The organism is Ancylobacter sp. TW_SC_1 (assembly GCF_056836805.1).
The window spans coordinates 1,845,622-1,859,524 of record NZ_CM166365.1; the positions used below are offsets into that span (position 1 = coordinate 1,845,622).

Here is a 13,903-nt window from a genome sequence, read left to right on the forward strand (position 1 = left end):
AAGCGGGTCGGTGAGGGGTGATGCGTTGCGGGGCCGGGAAGACCCCTCACCCCAGCCCTCTCCCCGTCGGGGAGAGGGAGGTGCCCGGCCCGTCCAGCCCCTCAGTTCGCCGCCATGGCTTTCTCGATCTCCGGCAGCAGGCGGTCCTTCAGCCCCTGCGCGTCGATCGGGCCGATGAACTTGTAGGCGATGCGCCCGTCCTTGCCGATGACGAAGGTCTCCGGCACGCCATAGACACCCCAGTCGATGGCGGTGCGCCCGTTGGCGTCGACGCCGACCGCCGCATAGGGATTGCCGAAGCGGCCGAGGAAGCGGCGGGCATTGCCGGCGTCGTCCTTGTAGTTGAGGCCGACCAGGCGAAAGCCCGGCATCTTCGACAGCTCGACGAGATAAGGATGCTCGTCGCGGCAGGGCACGCACCAGGAAGCGAAGACGTTGAGCACCGTCACGCCGCCCTTGAGACCGGCGGAGGCGAGGCCCGGTACCGGCAGGCCCTCGCGCGCCAGCCCTTCCAGCGGCGGCAGGTCCAGCGGCGGGGCGGGCCGGCCGATCAGCGCCGAGGGGACGCGCGAGGGATCGCCGGAGAACAGGCGGCCATAGAACAGCGCCGCCAGTGCCAGGAAGGCGATCAGCGGCAGCAGGACGAGCAGCCGGCGGCGGCTGGCGCTGGCGGGAGAGGGGGGCTGGCTCATGCTTCCTCGCGTCCGGCCGAACGGCGGCGCACGCCGCGCGCGTCGAGCGCGTCGAGCCGGCGCCGCACGATGCGGCCGTCGACCACGATCCACAAGGCCAGCGCGCCGAGCACCAGCGCGCTCACGCCGTAGCAGGCGATGATGAAGAACCCGTGCTCGCCGAACATCATCAATCTTCGCCCTCGGTATCTGGCACGAAGGTGCGCACGACCTCGTAGATGCCGGGATCGAAGGTCGCTATGGACAGCGCTTCCTCGAAGAAGCGGCGCGGCGCGGGATCCTCCCGCATCGCCTGATAATCGGCCATGCTCCGCCACTGCGCGTACATCGTAACCTTGGTGCCGTCGAGGCTCCGGTGCAGCGTGGCGGAGATGAAGCCGTCCGCCCGGTTGACGGTGGTCTCGGTCGCCGCGGTCAGGACCTCGATCAGCCGCTGCTGGTTGGCGGGATCAACCGTGAATACGTTGATCAGCACGATCGCCGGGCTTACCTCACGCATAGGCGGCCTCGGCGGCGGCGCGCGCTTCCAGCGCCCGAAGGCGCCGGCGCAGGATCTCGTTGCGCATCGCCGCCATGTGCAGCGCCAGCATCAGCAGGGTGAAGCCCAGCGCGCAGATCAGCAGCGGCCAGAGCATGCTTGGGTCGATAGTCGATCCGCCCATGCGGAATACCGAGGCCGGCTGATGCAGCGTGTTCCACCAGTCGACCGAGAACTTCACGATCGGCACGTTGACGAAGCCGACGAGGCTCAGCACCGCGGCGGCGCGGCCGGCCTGGTTTGGATCCTCGATGGCAGAGCGCAGCGCCAGCAGGCCGAGATAGAGCAGCAGCAGCACCAGCATCGAGGTGAGGCGTGCGTCCCACACCCAATAGGTGCCCCACATCGGCCGGCCCCACAGCGAGCCGGTGACGAGGCACAGGAAGGCGAAGACGGCGCCGATCGGGGCCATCGCCTTGTGCGCGACATCGGCGAGCGGGTGGCGCCACACCAATATGCCGAGCGCCGACACCGCCAGCAGCGAATAGCCGAACATGGCGAGCCAGGCGAAGGGCACGTGGATGTACATGATCTTCACCGTCTCGCCCTGCTGGTAGTCGGCCGGGGCGTTGAAGGCGAGAAAGAAGCCGAAAGCGAGCGTCGCCAGCGCGAGGCCCGTCAGCCACGGCAGAACGCGCCCGGAGAGGGCGAGAAAGCGGGTGGGGTTGGCTAGGTCCATCAGCGCCATGGCGCGGTTCTAATCTGCCCCGACGTGCCCGGCAACACGCCTGCCCTGCGGCAGAACGCGGATGTGAAGCCACAGGATGGACAAAACTGCGCTATTGAAACCGTCCATCGTCGACCGAAAGGGATTCGAGCGCCCATGCCGACCGTGTCCGCCGCCCGCGCGGCCGCCATTTTCCTCGCCCTTGCGGCCGTGCCCCTGCCGGCGAGTGCGCGCAGCAATGACGACCAGATGATGATGCTCGACCCTTCCGAGCGTATCGAGCAACGCTGCAACGCCCGCGCCATGGGCGATGTCGGCCGCGACAACAGGGGCATGAAGCCGGACGAACTCGTCGCCTACGCCTATCGCGACCCGGTCATCAAGGGAGCGAAGATCAAGGCCCCGGGAGCCGCCATCCGCAGCGGCCGCACCTGGTACCACCTCGCCTATGATTGCGAGACCGAGCATGACGGGCTCGACGTGAAGAGCTTCAGCTACAAGCTCGGCGCGGCGATCCCGACCTCGGAATGGTCGGGGCACTATCTCGTCGCGCCATAGGCGACCTTCGTGCCCGGAACCGTCATGCCGGGGCCAAGGCCCAAGGGGGCGGCACTCGAGGATGGCGAGCGATCCCGGCTCTCCGCTGTGTTTCGGCCGGGATGAGGGCTCAGCCGGGCAAGGCTGCGCTACCACGAATGCAGGGCGCGCAGCGTCGGCGTCTTCTTGTCGAGATGGTCGGCCATGCGGCTGAGCAGCCGGTCGAGCAGTTCCACCGCCTCGACCACCGCCGGCCCCTTGTTGAGCATCACGCATTCGGCGCGGGCGGCCATGGCGGCGTCGGTCATCTCGCCGCGCGAGGGGATGCCGTCGCGCACCAGGTCCTCCAGCACCTGCGTCGCCCAGATCGCCGGCACGGCGGCGGCCTCGCAGATCCACAGCAGCTCCTCCTGCATCTCGGCGAGCCGCTCGAAGCCGATCTCGGCGGCGAGGTCGCCGCGCGCGATCATCACGCTGAAGGGCCCGCGCCGCGCGGCGCGGGCGATGAGGTCCGGCAGGTTCTTCACCGCCTCGGGCCGCTCGATCTTGGCCATCAGGCCGAGCGGGCGCGCGCCGCGCCCATGCTGCTCGATCGCCTGTTCGAGCAGGTCGAGGTCCTCCGCCCGGCTGACGAAGGAATAGCCGAGGAGGTCGGCGCATTCGATGACGGTGGCGAGGTCGGCATCGTCCTTGGCGGTGAGCGGCGAGAGGCCGAGCGCGGTGTCGGGCAGGTTGATGCCCTTTTCCGGCTTGAGCTTGGTGCCCTCCGCCCGGGCATGGACGATCCGCACGACCGCCTCGCCGTCCGCAACGCTCTCCACCACGCCCTCGACCTTGCCGTCGTCGTAGCGCACGCGGTCGCCCAGGCCGAGCCGGGTCACGATCTCGGGCAGCGAGACGGCGGCGCAGAACGGCACGTCGTCGTCGACATGGGGGGCGCCCGCCGCCACCAGGCGCAGCCGGTCGCCGGTCTTCAGGCGCCCGGCGGGCTTGTCCTTCTTCATCGGCAGCACCGCCTCGGTGCGGATCTTCGGCCCGGCAATGTCCATCAGCACGGCGATGCGCCGGCCGACCGCCTCGCCGGCGGCGCGCACATTGTGCGCCATGGCGCGCCAGGCGGCCGCATCGTCATGCGCGCAGTTGATGCGGGCGACGTCCATGCCGCTGCGCGCCAGCGCCAGCACGAAATCGGCGTCGGCGGCGGCCTCGCTCGGCAGCGTGACCATGATGCGGGTGTAGCGTCCCGCCGGCTCGGGCCCGAGGATCGCCGCGCTCGCGGCGTCGAGCCGCGCCGTGCCGGCGAAGAAGGCGGCCTCGTCCGGCGCGTCGTGTGGCGCGGGGCGGCCGGCGAGGGCGGCAAGCGCCACCAGCACGGCGTCGAGCGTCGGCAGCACGCGGCTTTCCAGCCGTCCGAGCGAGGACAGGCCGCGCCGCATGAGCTGGCGCTGCAGCGGCCTCAGATCGTGGCGCCGCAGCACGAGGTAATGGGCAAGATTGACGAGGGCGGGGTCGAGGGTGAGGCCCTCGCGCCCGGCCTCGCCGCAGAAGCGCTCGATCAGCGGCGCTGAGGCCGCGACCACGTCGTCCCGCAGGGCGACGACCGCGTCGAGAAGCGCCACGTCGTCGAGATCCTCGCGCAGGCCTTCGGATGTGTTGTCGAGCATGTCCACCGATCCGCTTTTCCGCCGTCATTCCTACGCTAGGATGCTGCCGTGACGCCGCCATGACCCGCGTCAATCCCGCGTGAGGGACACGCGAAGCGCGGCTTTCCCCGGCATGAAATTCCCGCAAAACTTGACTTCGCGGCGAGTGGCGCTTACGAACCGCGCATCCTCGCATGACCCGCGAGCCGACCCGCCGCCCGGATCCTGAGCCCGGAGGTTAACGCCCGACAGCGCGATGCGCCCTCGGGCGCCAATCGGCTTTGCGCCTCTACCGATGCGAGAAGGGAGCCGAGCGAACGCATGTTCGATTCACTGACCGACCGCCTTGGCGGCATACTCGACCGGCTGAAACGGCGCGGCGCCCTCACCGAGGCCGACGTCAACGAGGCCATGCGCGAGGTCCGCCGGGCACTGATCGAGGCCGACGTCGCGCTCGACGTGGTGCGCTCGTTCACCGACAAGGTGCGCGCCCGCGCGGTCGGTGCGGAAGTGATCAAGTCGGTCACGCCCGGCCAGATGGTGGTGAAGATCGTCAATGACGAGCTGATCGCCATGCTCGGCTCCGACGCCAAGCCGATCGATCTCGATGCCGCCCCGCCCGTGCCGATCCTGATGGTCGGCCTGCAGGGCTCGGGCAAGACGACCTCCACCGCCAAGATCGCCAAACGCCTCACCGAGCGCTCGAACCGCAAGGTTCTGATGGCCTCGCTCGACACCCGCCGCCCGGCGGCGATGGAGCAGCTCGCCACGCTCGGCGTGCAGGTGGGGGTGGAGACGCTCCCCATCGTCGCCGGCCAGTCCGCCGTCCAGATCGCGCGGCGCGCGATGGAAGCCGCCCGCCTCGGCGGCTACGACGTGGTGATGCTCGACACCGCCGGCCGCGTCACCCTCGACGAGGCGCTGATGGCCGAGGTGGCCGAGGTGAAGGCGGCGACGAAGCCGCACGAGGTCATCCTCGTCGCCGACAGCCTCACCGGCCAGGACGCGGTGAACACCGCCAAGGCGTTCGACGAGCGCGTCGGCCTCACCGGCATCGTGCTGACCCGCGCCGATGGTGACGGGCGCGGCGGCGCCGCGCTCTCCATGCGCGCCGTCACCGGCAAGCCGATCAAGCTGCTGGGCACCGGCGAAAAGATGGACGCGCTGGAGGATTTCGATCCCCGCCGCGTCGCCGGGCGCATTCTCGGCATGGGCGACGTGGTCTCGCTCGTCGAGAAGGCGGTCGAGAACATCGACGCCGAGAAGGCGATGGCCGCCGCCGAGCGGATGCGCAAGGGCCAGTTCGACCTCGACGATCTGCGCATGCAGCTCGACCAGATGGAAAAGCTGGGCGGCCTCGGCGGGCTGATGGGCATGCTGCCCGGCGTCGGCAAGATGAAGAACCAGCTTGCCGCTTCCGGCATGAATGACGGCGTGCTCAAGCGCCAGAAGGCGGTCATCGACTCGATGACGAAGAAGGAGCGGCGCAATCCCAAGCTGCTCGACGCTTCTCGCAGGAAGCGGATTGCCGCCGGCTCCGGCACCAAGGTCGAGGACGTCAACCGGCTGATGAAGATGCACCGCCAGATGGCCGACATGATGAAGGCCATGGGCGGGGCGGGCGCCAAGCGCGGCCCGATGGCCGGGCTGGCCAGCATGTTCGGCCTCGGCGGCGGCATGCCGAAGCCCGAGGACATCGCCAAGCTCGCCGAGAAGATGCCCGGCGGGATGGGTGGCGGCATGGGTGGCGGGATGCCGAACCTGCCGCCGAACTTCCCCGGCAATCTTCCGGGGCTGCCCGGCATGGGCGGCAAGCCGGGCGGGCTTCCGGGCCTGCCGGGCTTCCCGACGAAGAAGAAGTGACCGCCCGATGATGTGACCCGATTGCCGTCATCCCGGACGGCGCGTCATGCGCAGATCCGGGATCGTTCCCCGCGCAAGGCGGCAAACGATCCCGGATCTGCGTTCGCTGCGCTCTCTATCGTCCGGGATGACGACAGATACCAACCGACGAAACCGACACCAAAGGAAGAAAGACATGTCCCTGAAGATCCGACTCGCCCGCGGCGGCGCCAAGAAGCGTCCCTATTACCGCATCGTCGTCGCCGACTCGCGCTCGCCGCGCGATGGCCGCTTCATCGAGAAGATCGGCACCTTCGATCCGCTGAAGCCCAAGGACGCCGCCGACCGCTTCACCCTCGACGTCGAGAAGGCCAAGGCCTGGCTCGCCAAGGGCGCCCAGCCGACCGACCGCGTCGCCCGCTTCCTCGACAGCCTCGAGCTGGTGAAGCGCGCCGCGCGCAACAACCCGGAGAAGGCTGTGCCCGGCAAGAAGGCGCAGGAGCGCACCGCCGCCGCCGCCAAGGCCGCCGAAGCGGCTGCCGCCGCCGCGGCTGCGCCCTCGGCCGAGTGAGGTCTCGCGCCGGAGGCGTCGATCCGGGAGATCGACGCCTCCGGCGCAGTCTCGTGCTGGGTCCCGGATCGGCGCTCCGCCTTCGGCGTCGCTGGTCCGGGACACGCGAACGGATTCCGTTTCCCGGACAAGGCGCGCGCAGCGCGCCGCCGATCCGGGATCCAGGGGCGACTCGCGCCGGCAGGCGCGCCCCCGATTCCTGATCTTGTGAGACAACGCATGCCTCATGACCGCATCCTCCTTGCCCGTATCGGCGCGCCGCATGGCGTGCGCGGCGAGGTGCGGCTGTTCGTCTTCGCGGGCGAGGCGGAGGCGCTGCAGGACTACGCGCCGCTCACCGACGAGGCCGGCAGCCGGACCTTCCGCATCAGGACGATGCGGCCGGCCAAGGACCATTTCGTCGCCCGGATCGAGGGCGTCGACACGCGCGAGGCGGCCGAGGCGCTGACCAATGTCGGCCTCTATGTCGCCCGCGACCTCCTGCCCGAGCCGGAGGACGAGGACGATTTCTACCACGCCGACCTGATCGGGCTTGCCGTCGTCGACACGGAGGGCGCGCCCTTCGGCAAGGTGGTGGCGGTGCATGATTTCGGTGCCGGCGACATCGTCGAGGTCGCACCGGAAGGCGGCGGCAAGACGCTGATGCTGCCCTTCACCAAGGCCGTGGTTCCCATCGTCGACGTGAAGGCCGGACGCCTCGTCGTCGATCCCGGCGAATGGGCGCGCGAGGAAGCCCCGCCCCCCGAAGCGGATCAGGGGTAGGAGCGCGGCTCATGTGGCGCGCCTCCATCGTCACCATTTTCCCCGAGATGTTTCCCGGTCCGCTCGGCCTGTCGCTGGCCGGGCGCGCTCTGGCACAGGGCGCGTGGGGCGTGGAGCCGGTCGATCCGCGCGACCACGCCACGGATCGCCACCGTTCGGTCGACGACACGCCGGCCGGCGGCGGGCCCGGCATGGTGATGCGGGTCGACGTGCTCGCCCGCGCGGTCGATGCCGCCGCGCCCGAGGGCGACACCCGCCCGCGCCTGCTGATGACGCCGCGCGGCGCGCCGCTGACGCAGAAGCGCGTGCGCGAACTGGCGGCGGGTGAGGGGGTCGTCATCGTCTGTGGCCGCTTCGAGGGCGTCGACGACCGGCTGGTCGCGGCGCGCGGGCTGGAGGAGGTCTGCGTCGGCGACGTCGTGCTCTCCGGTGGCGAGATCGGCGCGCTGGTGCTGCTCGACGCCTGCGTGCGGCTGCTGCCGGGGGTGATGGGCCATCCCGATTCCGGCACCGAGGAGAGCTTCTCCGCCGGCCTGCTGGAATATCCGCAATACACCCGGCCGCAGAGTTTCGAAGGCGCGGAGATTCCGGCCGTCCTCACCGGCGGCGACCATGGCAAGGTCGCGCGCTGGCGGCGCGAGCAGGCGGAGAAGGTCACGAAGGTGCGACGCCCGGACCTCTGGGCGGCCTATGTCGCGGCGCATGGCGGTTCTGCGGCGAAGGGGGAATGACAAAGGCCCCGACTTCGCGTATAGGGCGCGCCGTCACTATGAACTGACAACAGCAAGATGCGAACGGCAAAAGCCGATTTCGCCTGAGGTGATAAAATGGTCGATATTATCCGCGAGCTCGACATCGAGCAGGCTGCCAGGCTTTCCGAGATCCGGGCGATCCCCGATTTCCAGCCGGGCGATACCGTGATCGTGAATGTGAAGGTGAAGGAAGGCGAGCGCTCCCGCGTTCAGGCCTATGAAGGCGTGGTGATCGCCCGCAATGGCGGCGGCATCAACGAGAGCTTCACCGTCCGCAAGATTTCCTATGGCGAGGGCGTCGAGCGCGTGTTCCCGCTCTACTCGCCGAACATCGACAGCCTCAAGGTTGTCCGCCGCGGCAAGGTGCGCCGCGCCAAGCTCTATTACCTGCGCGACCGTCGCGGCAAGTCGGCCCGTATCGCCGAGCGCCAGGACAAGAACGCCGGCAAGGGCAAGAAGGGCGCCGCCCCGGTCGTCGCCGCCGAGTGATCCATGCGTCTCGACGCATCTGAATGAAAAGGCCGGGGCATGCCCCGGCCTTTTTGTTGGCATCTCGCCATTCGCAACGGCTGCGGCCGGGGCCGCGATCGGGCGCGGGGCGCCGCCGTCAGATTGTCTGCCCGCCAGAGACCTCGATCCGCTGGGCGTTGATCCAGCGATTGTCCGGCGAGAGCAGGCTGGCGATCATCGAGCCGATATCGTCGGGCACGCCGACGCGGCCGAGCGCGATCATCCCGGCGAAGGTCTTGTTGAGGTCGGGCAGGTCGCGTACCGCGCCGCCGAGGAAGTCGGTCTCGATCGCGCCGGGCGCCACCGTGTTCACCGCGATGCCGCGGCTGCCCAGTTCCTTCGCCATGTAGATGCTCAGCACCTCGATGGCGCCCTTCACCGCCGCATAGGCGGCAAAGCCGGGATAGGAAATGCGCGTCAGACCCGAAGACAGGTTCACGATGCGCCCGCCATCAACGATCAGCGGCAGCAGCGCCTGCGTCAGGAAGAGCACGCCCTTGAAATGGACGTCCACCAGCCGGTCGAACTGAGCCTCGGTCGTCTCCGCGATCAGCGCCATGTCGCCATGGCCGGCATTGTTGACGAGATGGTCGAAGTGCTCGCGCTGCCAGGTCCCGGCGAGCGCCGCCCGCAGGTGCTCGGCGAAGGCCGCGAAGCTGGCGACGTCGCCGACATCGAGTGGCAGCGCGACCGCCTTGTGGCCGAGCGCCGCGATTTCCGCGACGACGGCTTGCGCCTCCTGGGCGCGGCTCTGATAGGTGAGAACGACATCGCCGCCATGGCGGGCAATGCTGAGCGCGGCGTTGCGGCCGAGCCCGCGGCTGGCGCCGGTAACGAGGGTGATCGTGGTCATGGTCCGTCTCCTGTGACCCACCGTGCGGCCGGTGGCGTGAATTCGACCCTCTCCTTGTCGATCGGGAAGGCTTCGCCCTGTTGCGTGATGGTCGTCGTTTCTTGCCTGTTTCTCCAAAGCCGATGCGGGGTGCGTCGGCATGGGTTAGTGTTGGGCCATGACAAGCCTGCTCGACACCGTCGCCCGCCACGGTCAGCGCCATGCCGATGAGAACGGCTTGGCGCTGACGCCCATTCCGGGCCTGATGACCGTTCGCGCCACCGCGCCGAGCGGCCTGCTCCACGCCATTTCGCGGCCGCTCGTCTGCCTGGTGGTGCAGGGCCGCAAGCATGTCACCATGGGTACGCAGGACTTCGCCTTCGGTGCCGGCGATTCCCTGCTGATCACCGCCGACGTGCCGACGGTGAGCCAGATCATTCAGGCGAGCCACGCGGCGCCCTATCTGTCACTGGTACTGGAACTCGATCCGGGCGTGATCGCCGAACTGGCGGCGCAGATGAAGGCGCCGCCGGCCGGCACTTCGGGGCCGGTGCGGGTCGATCCGACCGACGCCGAAGTGGCCGATGCGGCACAGCGACTCATGCGCCTGCTCGATCGTCCGGCTGCGGTGCCGGTGCTGCAGGCGCAGTTGATCCGCGAGGTGCATTACTGGCTGTTGGCGGGACGGCACGGAGCGGCGATCCGCCGGCTCGGCTGGCCGGACGGCCATGCGCGGCGGGTGGCGCGGGCCGTCGCCGTGCTGCGCGCCGAGTTCGCGCGCCCTGTGCCGGTCGAGCGTCTGGCGGCGGAGGCCGGGATGAGCCTTTCCGCATTCCATCAGCATTTCCGCGCCGCGACCTCGCTGTCGCCGCTGCAGTTCCAGAAGCAGCTGCGGCTGATCGAGGCGCGCCGGCTCATGGCCGGGGAGGGTCTGTCGGCCAGTTCCGCAGCCTTTGCCGTGGGCTATGAGAGCGTGCCGCAGTTCACCCGCGAATATGGCCGGCAGTTCGGCCTGCCGCCGGCCCGGGACATGAAGGTGGCGCGGGAGAGCGTGCGGGCGGCGTGACGAGCGTTGGCGTCCCCGACGACCCGCGTCCCGCGCGGTGTCGGTCCGGAAGAGGATGTCCGCGGGCGCCGGAGCGGCCGGCCCTCAGCAATCCTTGATGTGCAGGACGCGGGTATTGGTCTGCTGCTCGACGAGGAGAGTCCCGTCGCCGAGCATGGCGGCCTGCATGATGGTGGCGAAGTCCGGCTTGCGTAGCGGGCAGGTGATGAGCTGGGCGTGTTTGACCGGCGCGGCTTCCGGTTCCTGCACCACGTCGACGTGGTTGCGCGCCTCGACGGCGACGACCAGCGCTCCGCACGTCGCGATGATCAGGGCGATGTCGGCCAGACGCATCGTTCACTCCATCTGCCGGGCGGCTTAATCTGGTGTGTTACGTTACGCCATATTTCGACGATGCTGCAAAAAGCTGAGAGATTCAGGTTGCAGCCTCTTGAGATTACTTTGTAATACATTATTTCAAGCGAAATTCCGGGGAGTTGCGCTTCACGCGCTCGTGTGAATGCACCGGGCGCGGGATCTGCGTCCGCCAATTGTTTGCGGCGCCGAGACTTGCTAGAAGGGTTCCATGATGAGGGCAGGCACCATGATGACGGCTCGTTGCGGCGCTGAGGCTTCGGCTGCGCCCGATGTCGCGCGTCCGGAAGCCCGCCGCCGCCTGCCGACGACGATCGGCTTCGCCGCCGTTCCGGACCATGTTCGCCTGCCGGCGCGCTTTTTCGGGCGTTTCACCGCCTGCGCGGTCGCCGGGCTTAGCTGAGCGCCGCCCGGAGCGAGAGCCTCAGGCTTTGCGCTCCCGGCGCGCGCATGCGAGCCCCGCCCCTTGTTCCTGATCAGTGAGACGCCGAAATGAGCACGTCCGCTCCCCGTACCCTGTACGACAAGATCTTCGACGACCATGTCATCGACCGGCAGGAAGATGGCACCTGCCTCCTCTATATCGACCGCCATCTGGTGCATGAGGTGACCAGCCCGCAGGCCTTCGAGGGTCTGCGCGTGGCCGGCCGCAAGGTGCACGCGCCGAACAAGACGCTCGCCGTCGTCGACCACAACGTGCCGACCTCCGACCGCCGCTTCGGCATCGACGATCCCGAGAGCCGCCTGCAGGTGGAGACGCTGGCCGAGAACGCCCGCGACTTCGGCGTCGAATATTTCAACGAGCTCGACAAGCGCCAGGGCATCGTCCACGTCATCGGCCCGGAGCAGGGCTTCACCCTGCCGGGCACGACCATCGTGTGCGGCGACAGCCACACCTCGACGCATGGCGCCTTCGGCGCGCTCGCCCATGGCATCGGCACCTCGGAGGTCGAGCATGTGCTCGCCACCCAGACGCTGATCCAGAAGAAGAGCAAGAACATGCGCGTGTCCGTCGACGGCAGGCTGCCCGACGGCGTGACCGCCAAGGACGTGACGCTCGCCATCATCGGCGCCACCGGCACCGCCGGCGGCACCGGCTATGTCATCGAATATGCCGGCGAGGTGTTCCGCAACCTGACGATGGAAGGCCGCATGACGGTCTGCAACATGTCCATCGAGGGCGGGGCGCGCGCCGGCATGGTGGCGCCGGACGAAACCACCTTCGCCTATGTGAAGGATCGCCCGCGCGCCCCCAAGGGCGCGGCGTGGGACGCGGCGCTGCGCTACTGGGACACGCTGCGCACCGACGAGGGCGCGTTCTTCGACAAGGAAATCCGCCTCGACGGCGCCTCGCTGCCGCCGATCGTCTCCTGGGGCACGAGCCCGGAGGACGTGATCTCGGTGGAGGGCACGGTGCCGGACCCGGATCTCATCGAGGATGAGGGCCGGCGCGAGGCCAAGAAGCGCGCGCTCGCCTATATGGGCCTGGTCGCCGGTACGAAGATCACCGACATCGCCATCGACAAGGTGTTCATCGGCTCCTGCACCAATGCCCGCATCGAGGATCTGCGCGCGGCGGCGAAGATCGTCGCGGGTCACAAGGTGCGCGAAGGCGTGGCCGGCATGATCGTGCCGGGCTCGGGGCTGGTGAAGCTGCAGGCCGAGGCCGAGGGGCTGGACGCCATCTTCCGGGCGGCCGGCTTCGACTGGCGCGAGCCGGGCTGTTCCATGTGCCTGGCGATGAATGCCGACAAGCTCGGCCCGGAGGAGCGCTGCGCCTCCACCTCGAACCGCAACTTCGAGGGAAGGCAGGGCCACAAGGGCCGCACGCATCTCGTCTCGCCCGCCATGGCCGCCGCGGCGGCGATCGCCGGGCGCTTCGTCGACGTGCGTCGCTGGCCCTACGAGGCGTGAGGCGCGACCGGCGGTCCGGCTCGACAGCGAGCGCGGACCGCCCTTCGCCTTCATCAGATGCAGCTATATTCGCGCACATAGCGGCGGTGGAGCGGCGGTCCCACGCGCACGATATGGCTTCCGCAATCGGTCCCGTAGTCCGGAGAGCTCAGGTAGGGATCGAGGTCGTAGCCGTCGTCGAACGGGAGACCGTAGAAGCCATAGCCATAGTGGTCGTGATGGTAGACGTTGTGGAACGGCACGCCGTGGAAGAAGCCGCCACCATGAAAGCCGCCACCATGGGGGAAGGGGATGCCGCCGCCATGAAAGCCGCCGCCATAGCCTCCTCCATGGAAGCCGCCTCCGAACCCGCCGCCCATATGGCCGCCGAAACCGCCGCCGCCAAATCCGCCATGAGCGGAGGCGGCGCCGGCCCCGGCGACAAGCAGCGAGAGTGCGAGAAGGCCGGCCTTGAGCGCGCCGGCCGCACGCGAAGTGTGGGATATCATCATCGTCGTCCTCTATGCGAGGGACGTCGCCCATCCCGGATGTGGGGAGGTGCCGGCGCCTTGTCCCGCCTCCTGACCCTGCGGGACCCGTGCATGAGGGTGCGAATTGGCAATGTCGGGCCGGTCGCTTCCGGGGCCCGGCGAGGGGAGGTGCGGGCGTGAGCCGGGAGCCGCACGAGTTTCCGCCGGACGACGATCCCATCGAGGTGTGGGGCCGGCGCATCGGGCGCGGGCTGGCCGTCGTGGTGGGCCTCGGGCTCGCCTATTATCTGTTCACGACCTATCTCAGGTGAGGCGATGAGCGGTGATCCCGACAGTCCGGCGGTGTGGCTGAAGCGCAGCGCCCCGACGCTGGCCGAAATGGAGGTCATGGCGGGTGACGCCTATGCGCGCCTGCCCGAGGCGTTCCGCGTCATGTGCGGCAACCTCGTCATCCAGGTGGAAGACTTCCCCACCGACGAGGTTCAGGAGGAACTGGAAGCGGAGAGCCCGTTCGATCTGCTCGGCCTGTTCCAGGGCATCGGGCTGGCGCAGGGCTACGAACTCGCCGCCGGCGTGCTGCCGAACATGATCTTCCTCTATCGCCGTCCGATCCTCGATTACTGGGCGGAGCACGAGGAGACGCTGGGCGACGTCGTCACCCATGTGCTGGTGCATGAGATCGGCCACCATTTCGGCCTGTCGGACGAGGACATGGAGCGCATCGAGGAGGAGGCCGATACGTAGCCGACCGCA

The 13,903-nt window shown here is 68.9% G+C and carries 18 protein-coding genes; 10 read left to right on the forward strand and 8 right to left on the reverse strand.

Annotation, left to right across the window (positions count from 1 at the left end; all coding sequences use genetic code 11):
• Nucleotides 1-101 precede the first annotated feature (101 nt).
• Genes AC1PZ7_RS08460 through AC1PZ7_RS08475 form a run of 4 tightly spaced genes read right to left on the reverse strand, consistent with a single transcriptional unit; the run spans nucleotide 102 to nucleotide 1,918 of the window.
• On the reverse strand, nucleotides 102-692 hold the full coding sequence (locus AC1PZ7_RS08460) for a DsbE family thiol:disulfide interchange protein (protein ID WP_482359031.1): 591 nt from the start codon (nucleotides 690-692) through the stop codon (nucleotides 102-104).
• Nucleotides 689-862, reverse strand: a complete 174-nt coding sequence (gene ccmD / locus AC1PZ7_RS08465) for a heme exporter protein CcmD (RefSeq protein WP_482359032.1) — start codon at nucleotides 860-862, stop codon at nucleotides 689-691. Before ccmD ends, AC1PZ7_RS08460 begins: the two co-directional genes overlap by 4 nt.
• A complete protein-coding gene (locus AC1PZ7_RS08470) occupies nucleotides 862-1,191 on the reverse strand; it encodes an antibiotic biosynthesis monooxygenase family protein (RefSeq protein WP_482359033.1) in 330 nt (109 codons plus the stop codon). The genes ccmD and AC1PZ7_RS08470 overlap by 1 nt, the downstream gene beginning before the upstream one ends.
• Nucleotides 1,184-1,918, reverse strand: coding sequence for a heme ABC transporter permease (locus AC1PZ7_RS08475; protein ID WP_482359034.1), 735 nt, complete (start codon nucleotides 1,916-1,918; stop codon nucleotides 1,184-1,186). The genes AC1PZ7_RS08470 and AC1PZ7_RS08475 overlap by 8 nt, the downstream gene beginning before the upstream one ends.
• 135 nt (nucleotides 1,919-2,053) lie before the next feature.
• Between AC1PZ7_RS08475 and AC1PZ7_RS08480 the strand changes: the two genes are divergently transcribed.
• Nucleotides 2,054-2,455, forward strand: coding sequence for a DUF930 domain-containing protein (locus tag AC1PZ7_RS08480; protein WP_482359035.1), 402 nt, complete (start codon nucleotides 2,054-2,056; stop codon nucleotides 2,453-2,455).
• A 128-nt stretch (nucleotides 2,456-2,583) separates the two neighbouring features.
• Here the strand turns inward: AC1PZ7_RS08480 and AC1PZ7_RS08485 are convergent, their stop codons facing one another.
• Nucleotides 2,584-4,098, reverse strand: a complete 1,515-nt coding sequence (locus tag AC1PZ7_RS08485; RefSeq protein WP_482359036.1) for a pyruvate kinase — start codon at nucleotides 4,096-4,098, stop codon at nucleotides 2,584-2,586.
• A 300-nt stretch (nucleotides 4,099-4,398) separates the two neighbouring features.
• Between AC1PZ7_RS08485 and ffh the strand changes: the two genes are divergently transcribed.
• The 5 genes from ffh to rplS all read left to right on the forward strand — a co-directional run bounded on the left by ffh (nucleotide 4,399) and on the right by rplS (nucleotide 8,493).
• Nucleotides 4,399-5,940: a signal recognition particle protein gene (ffh, locus tag AC1PZ7_RS08490; protein ID WP_482359037.1), complete on the forward strand. Its 1,542-nt coding sequence runs from the start codon at nucleotides 4,399-4,401 to the stop codon at nucleotides 5,938-5,940.
• Nucleotides 5,941-6,115: 175 nt separating this feature from the next.
• Nucleotides 6,116-6,490, forward strand: coding sequence for a 30S ribosomal protein S16 (rpsP, locus tag AC1PZ7_RS08495; RefSeq protein ID WP_482359038.1), 375 nt, complete (start codon nucleotides 6,116-6,118; stop codon nucleotides 6,488-6,490).
• A gap of 219 nt (nucleotides 6,491-6,709) precedes the next feature.
• Nucleotides 6,710-7,252, forward strand: coding sequence for a ribosome maturation factor RimM (gene rimM, locus AC1PZ7_RS08500; protein ID WP_482359039.1), 543 nt, complete (start codon nucleotides 6,710-6,712; stop codon nucleotides 7,250-7,252).
• Between the two features lie 11 nt (nucleotides 7,253-7,263).
• Entirely contained in the window at nucleotides 7,264-7,983 is a 720-nt protein-coding gene (gene trmD / locus AC1PZ7_RS08505) for a tRNA (guanosine(37)-N1)-methyltransferase TrmD (RefSeq protein WP_482359040.1), read from the forward strand.
• A gap of 96 nt (nucleotides 7,984-8,079) precedes the next feature.
• Nucleotides 8,080-8,493, forward strand: coding sequence for a 50S ribosomal protein L19 (gene rplS, locus AC1PZ7_RS08510; RefSeq protein ID WP_482359041.1), 414 nt, complete (start codon nucleotides 8,080-8,082; stop codon nucleotides 8,491-8,493).
• 118 nt (nucleotides 8,494-8,611) lie between these two features.
• On the opposite strand, the gene AC1PZ7_RS08515 is transcribed toward rplS, so the two are convergent.
• Complete coding sequence (locus tag AC1PZ7_RS08515) at nucleotides 8,612-9,367, reverse strand: SDR family NAD(P)-dependent oxidoreductase (protein ID WP_482359042.1); 756 nt, start codon at nucleotides 9,365-9,367, stop codon at nucleotides 8,612-8,614.
• A gap of 157 nt (nucleotides 9,368-9,524) precedes the next feature.
• Between AC1PZ7_RS08515 and AC1PZ7_RS08520 the strand changes: the two genes are divergently transcribed.
• On the forward strand, nucleotides 9,525-10,412 hold the full coding sequence (locus AC1PZ7_RS08520; protein ID WP_482359043.1) for an AraC family transcriptional regulator: 888 nt from the start codon (nucleotides 9,525-9,527) through the stop codon (nucleotides 10,410-10,412).
• 84 nt (nucleotides 10,413-10,496) lie between these two features.
• Here the strand turns inward: AC1PZ7_RS08520 and AC1PZ7_RS08525 are convergent, their stop codons facing one another.
• Complete coding sequence (locus tag AC1PZ7_RS08525; protein WP_482359044.1) at nucleotides 10,497-10,745, reverse strand: hypothetical protein; 249 nt, start codon at nucleotides 10,743-10,745, stop codon at nucleotides 10,497-10,499.
• A gap of 513 nt (nucleotides 10,746-11,258) precedes the next feature.
• Between AC1PZ7_RS08525 and leuC the strand changes: the two genes are divergently transcribed.
• Nucleotides 11,259-12,680: a 3-isopropylmalate dehydratase large subunit gene (gene leuC, locus AC1PZ7_RS08530; RefSeq protein WP_482359045.1), complete on the forward strand. Its 1,422-nt coding sequence runs from the start codon at nucleotides 11,259-11,261 to the stop codon at nucleotides 12,678-12,680.
• A 53-nt stretch (nucleotides 12,681-12,733) separates the two neighbouring features.
• On the opposite strand, the gene AC1PZ7_RS08535 is transcribed toward leuC, so the two are convergent.
• Nucleotides 12,734-13,168, reverse strand: coding sequence for a hypothetical protein (locus tag AC1PZ7_RS08535; protein ID WP_482359046.1), 435 nt, complete (start codon nucleotides 13,166-13,168; stop codon nucleotides 12,734-12,736).
• Nucleotides 13,169-13,326: 158 nt separating this feature from the next.
• On the opposite strand from AC1PZ7_RS08535, the gene AC1PZ7_RS08540 reads away from it, so the two are divergent.
• Entirely contained in the window at nucleotides 13,327-13,461 is a 135-nt protein-coding gene (locus AC1PZ7_RS08540; RefSeq protein ID WP_482359047.1) for a hypothetical protein, read from the forward strand.
• 4 nt (nucleotides 13,462-13,465) lie between these two features.
• Nucleotides 13,466-13,894: a metallopeptidase family protein gene (locus tag AC1PZ7_RS08545; RefSeq protein ID WP_482359048.1), complete on the forward strand. Its 429-nt coding sequence runs from the start codon at nucleotides 13,466-13,468 to the stop codon at nucleotides 13,892-13,894.
• Nucleotides 13,895-13,903 lie beyond the last annotated feature (9 nt).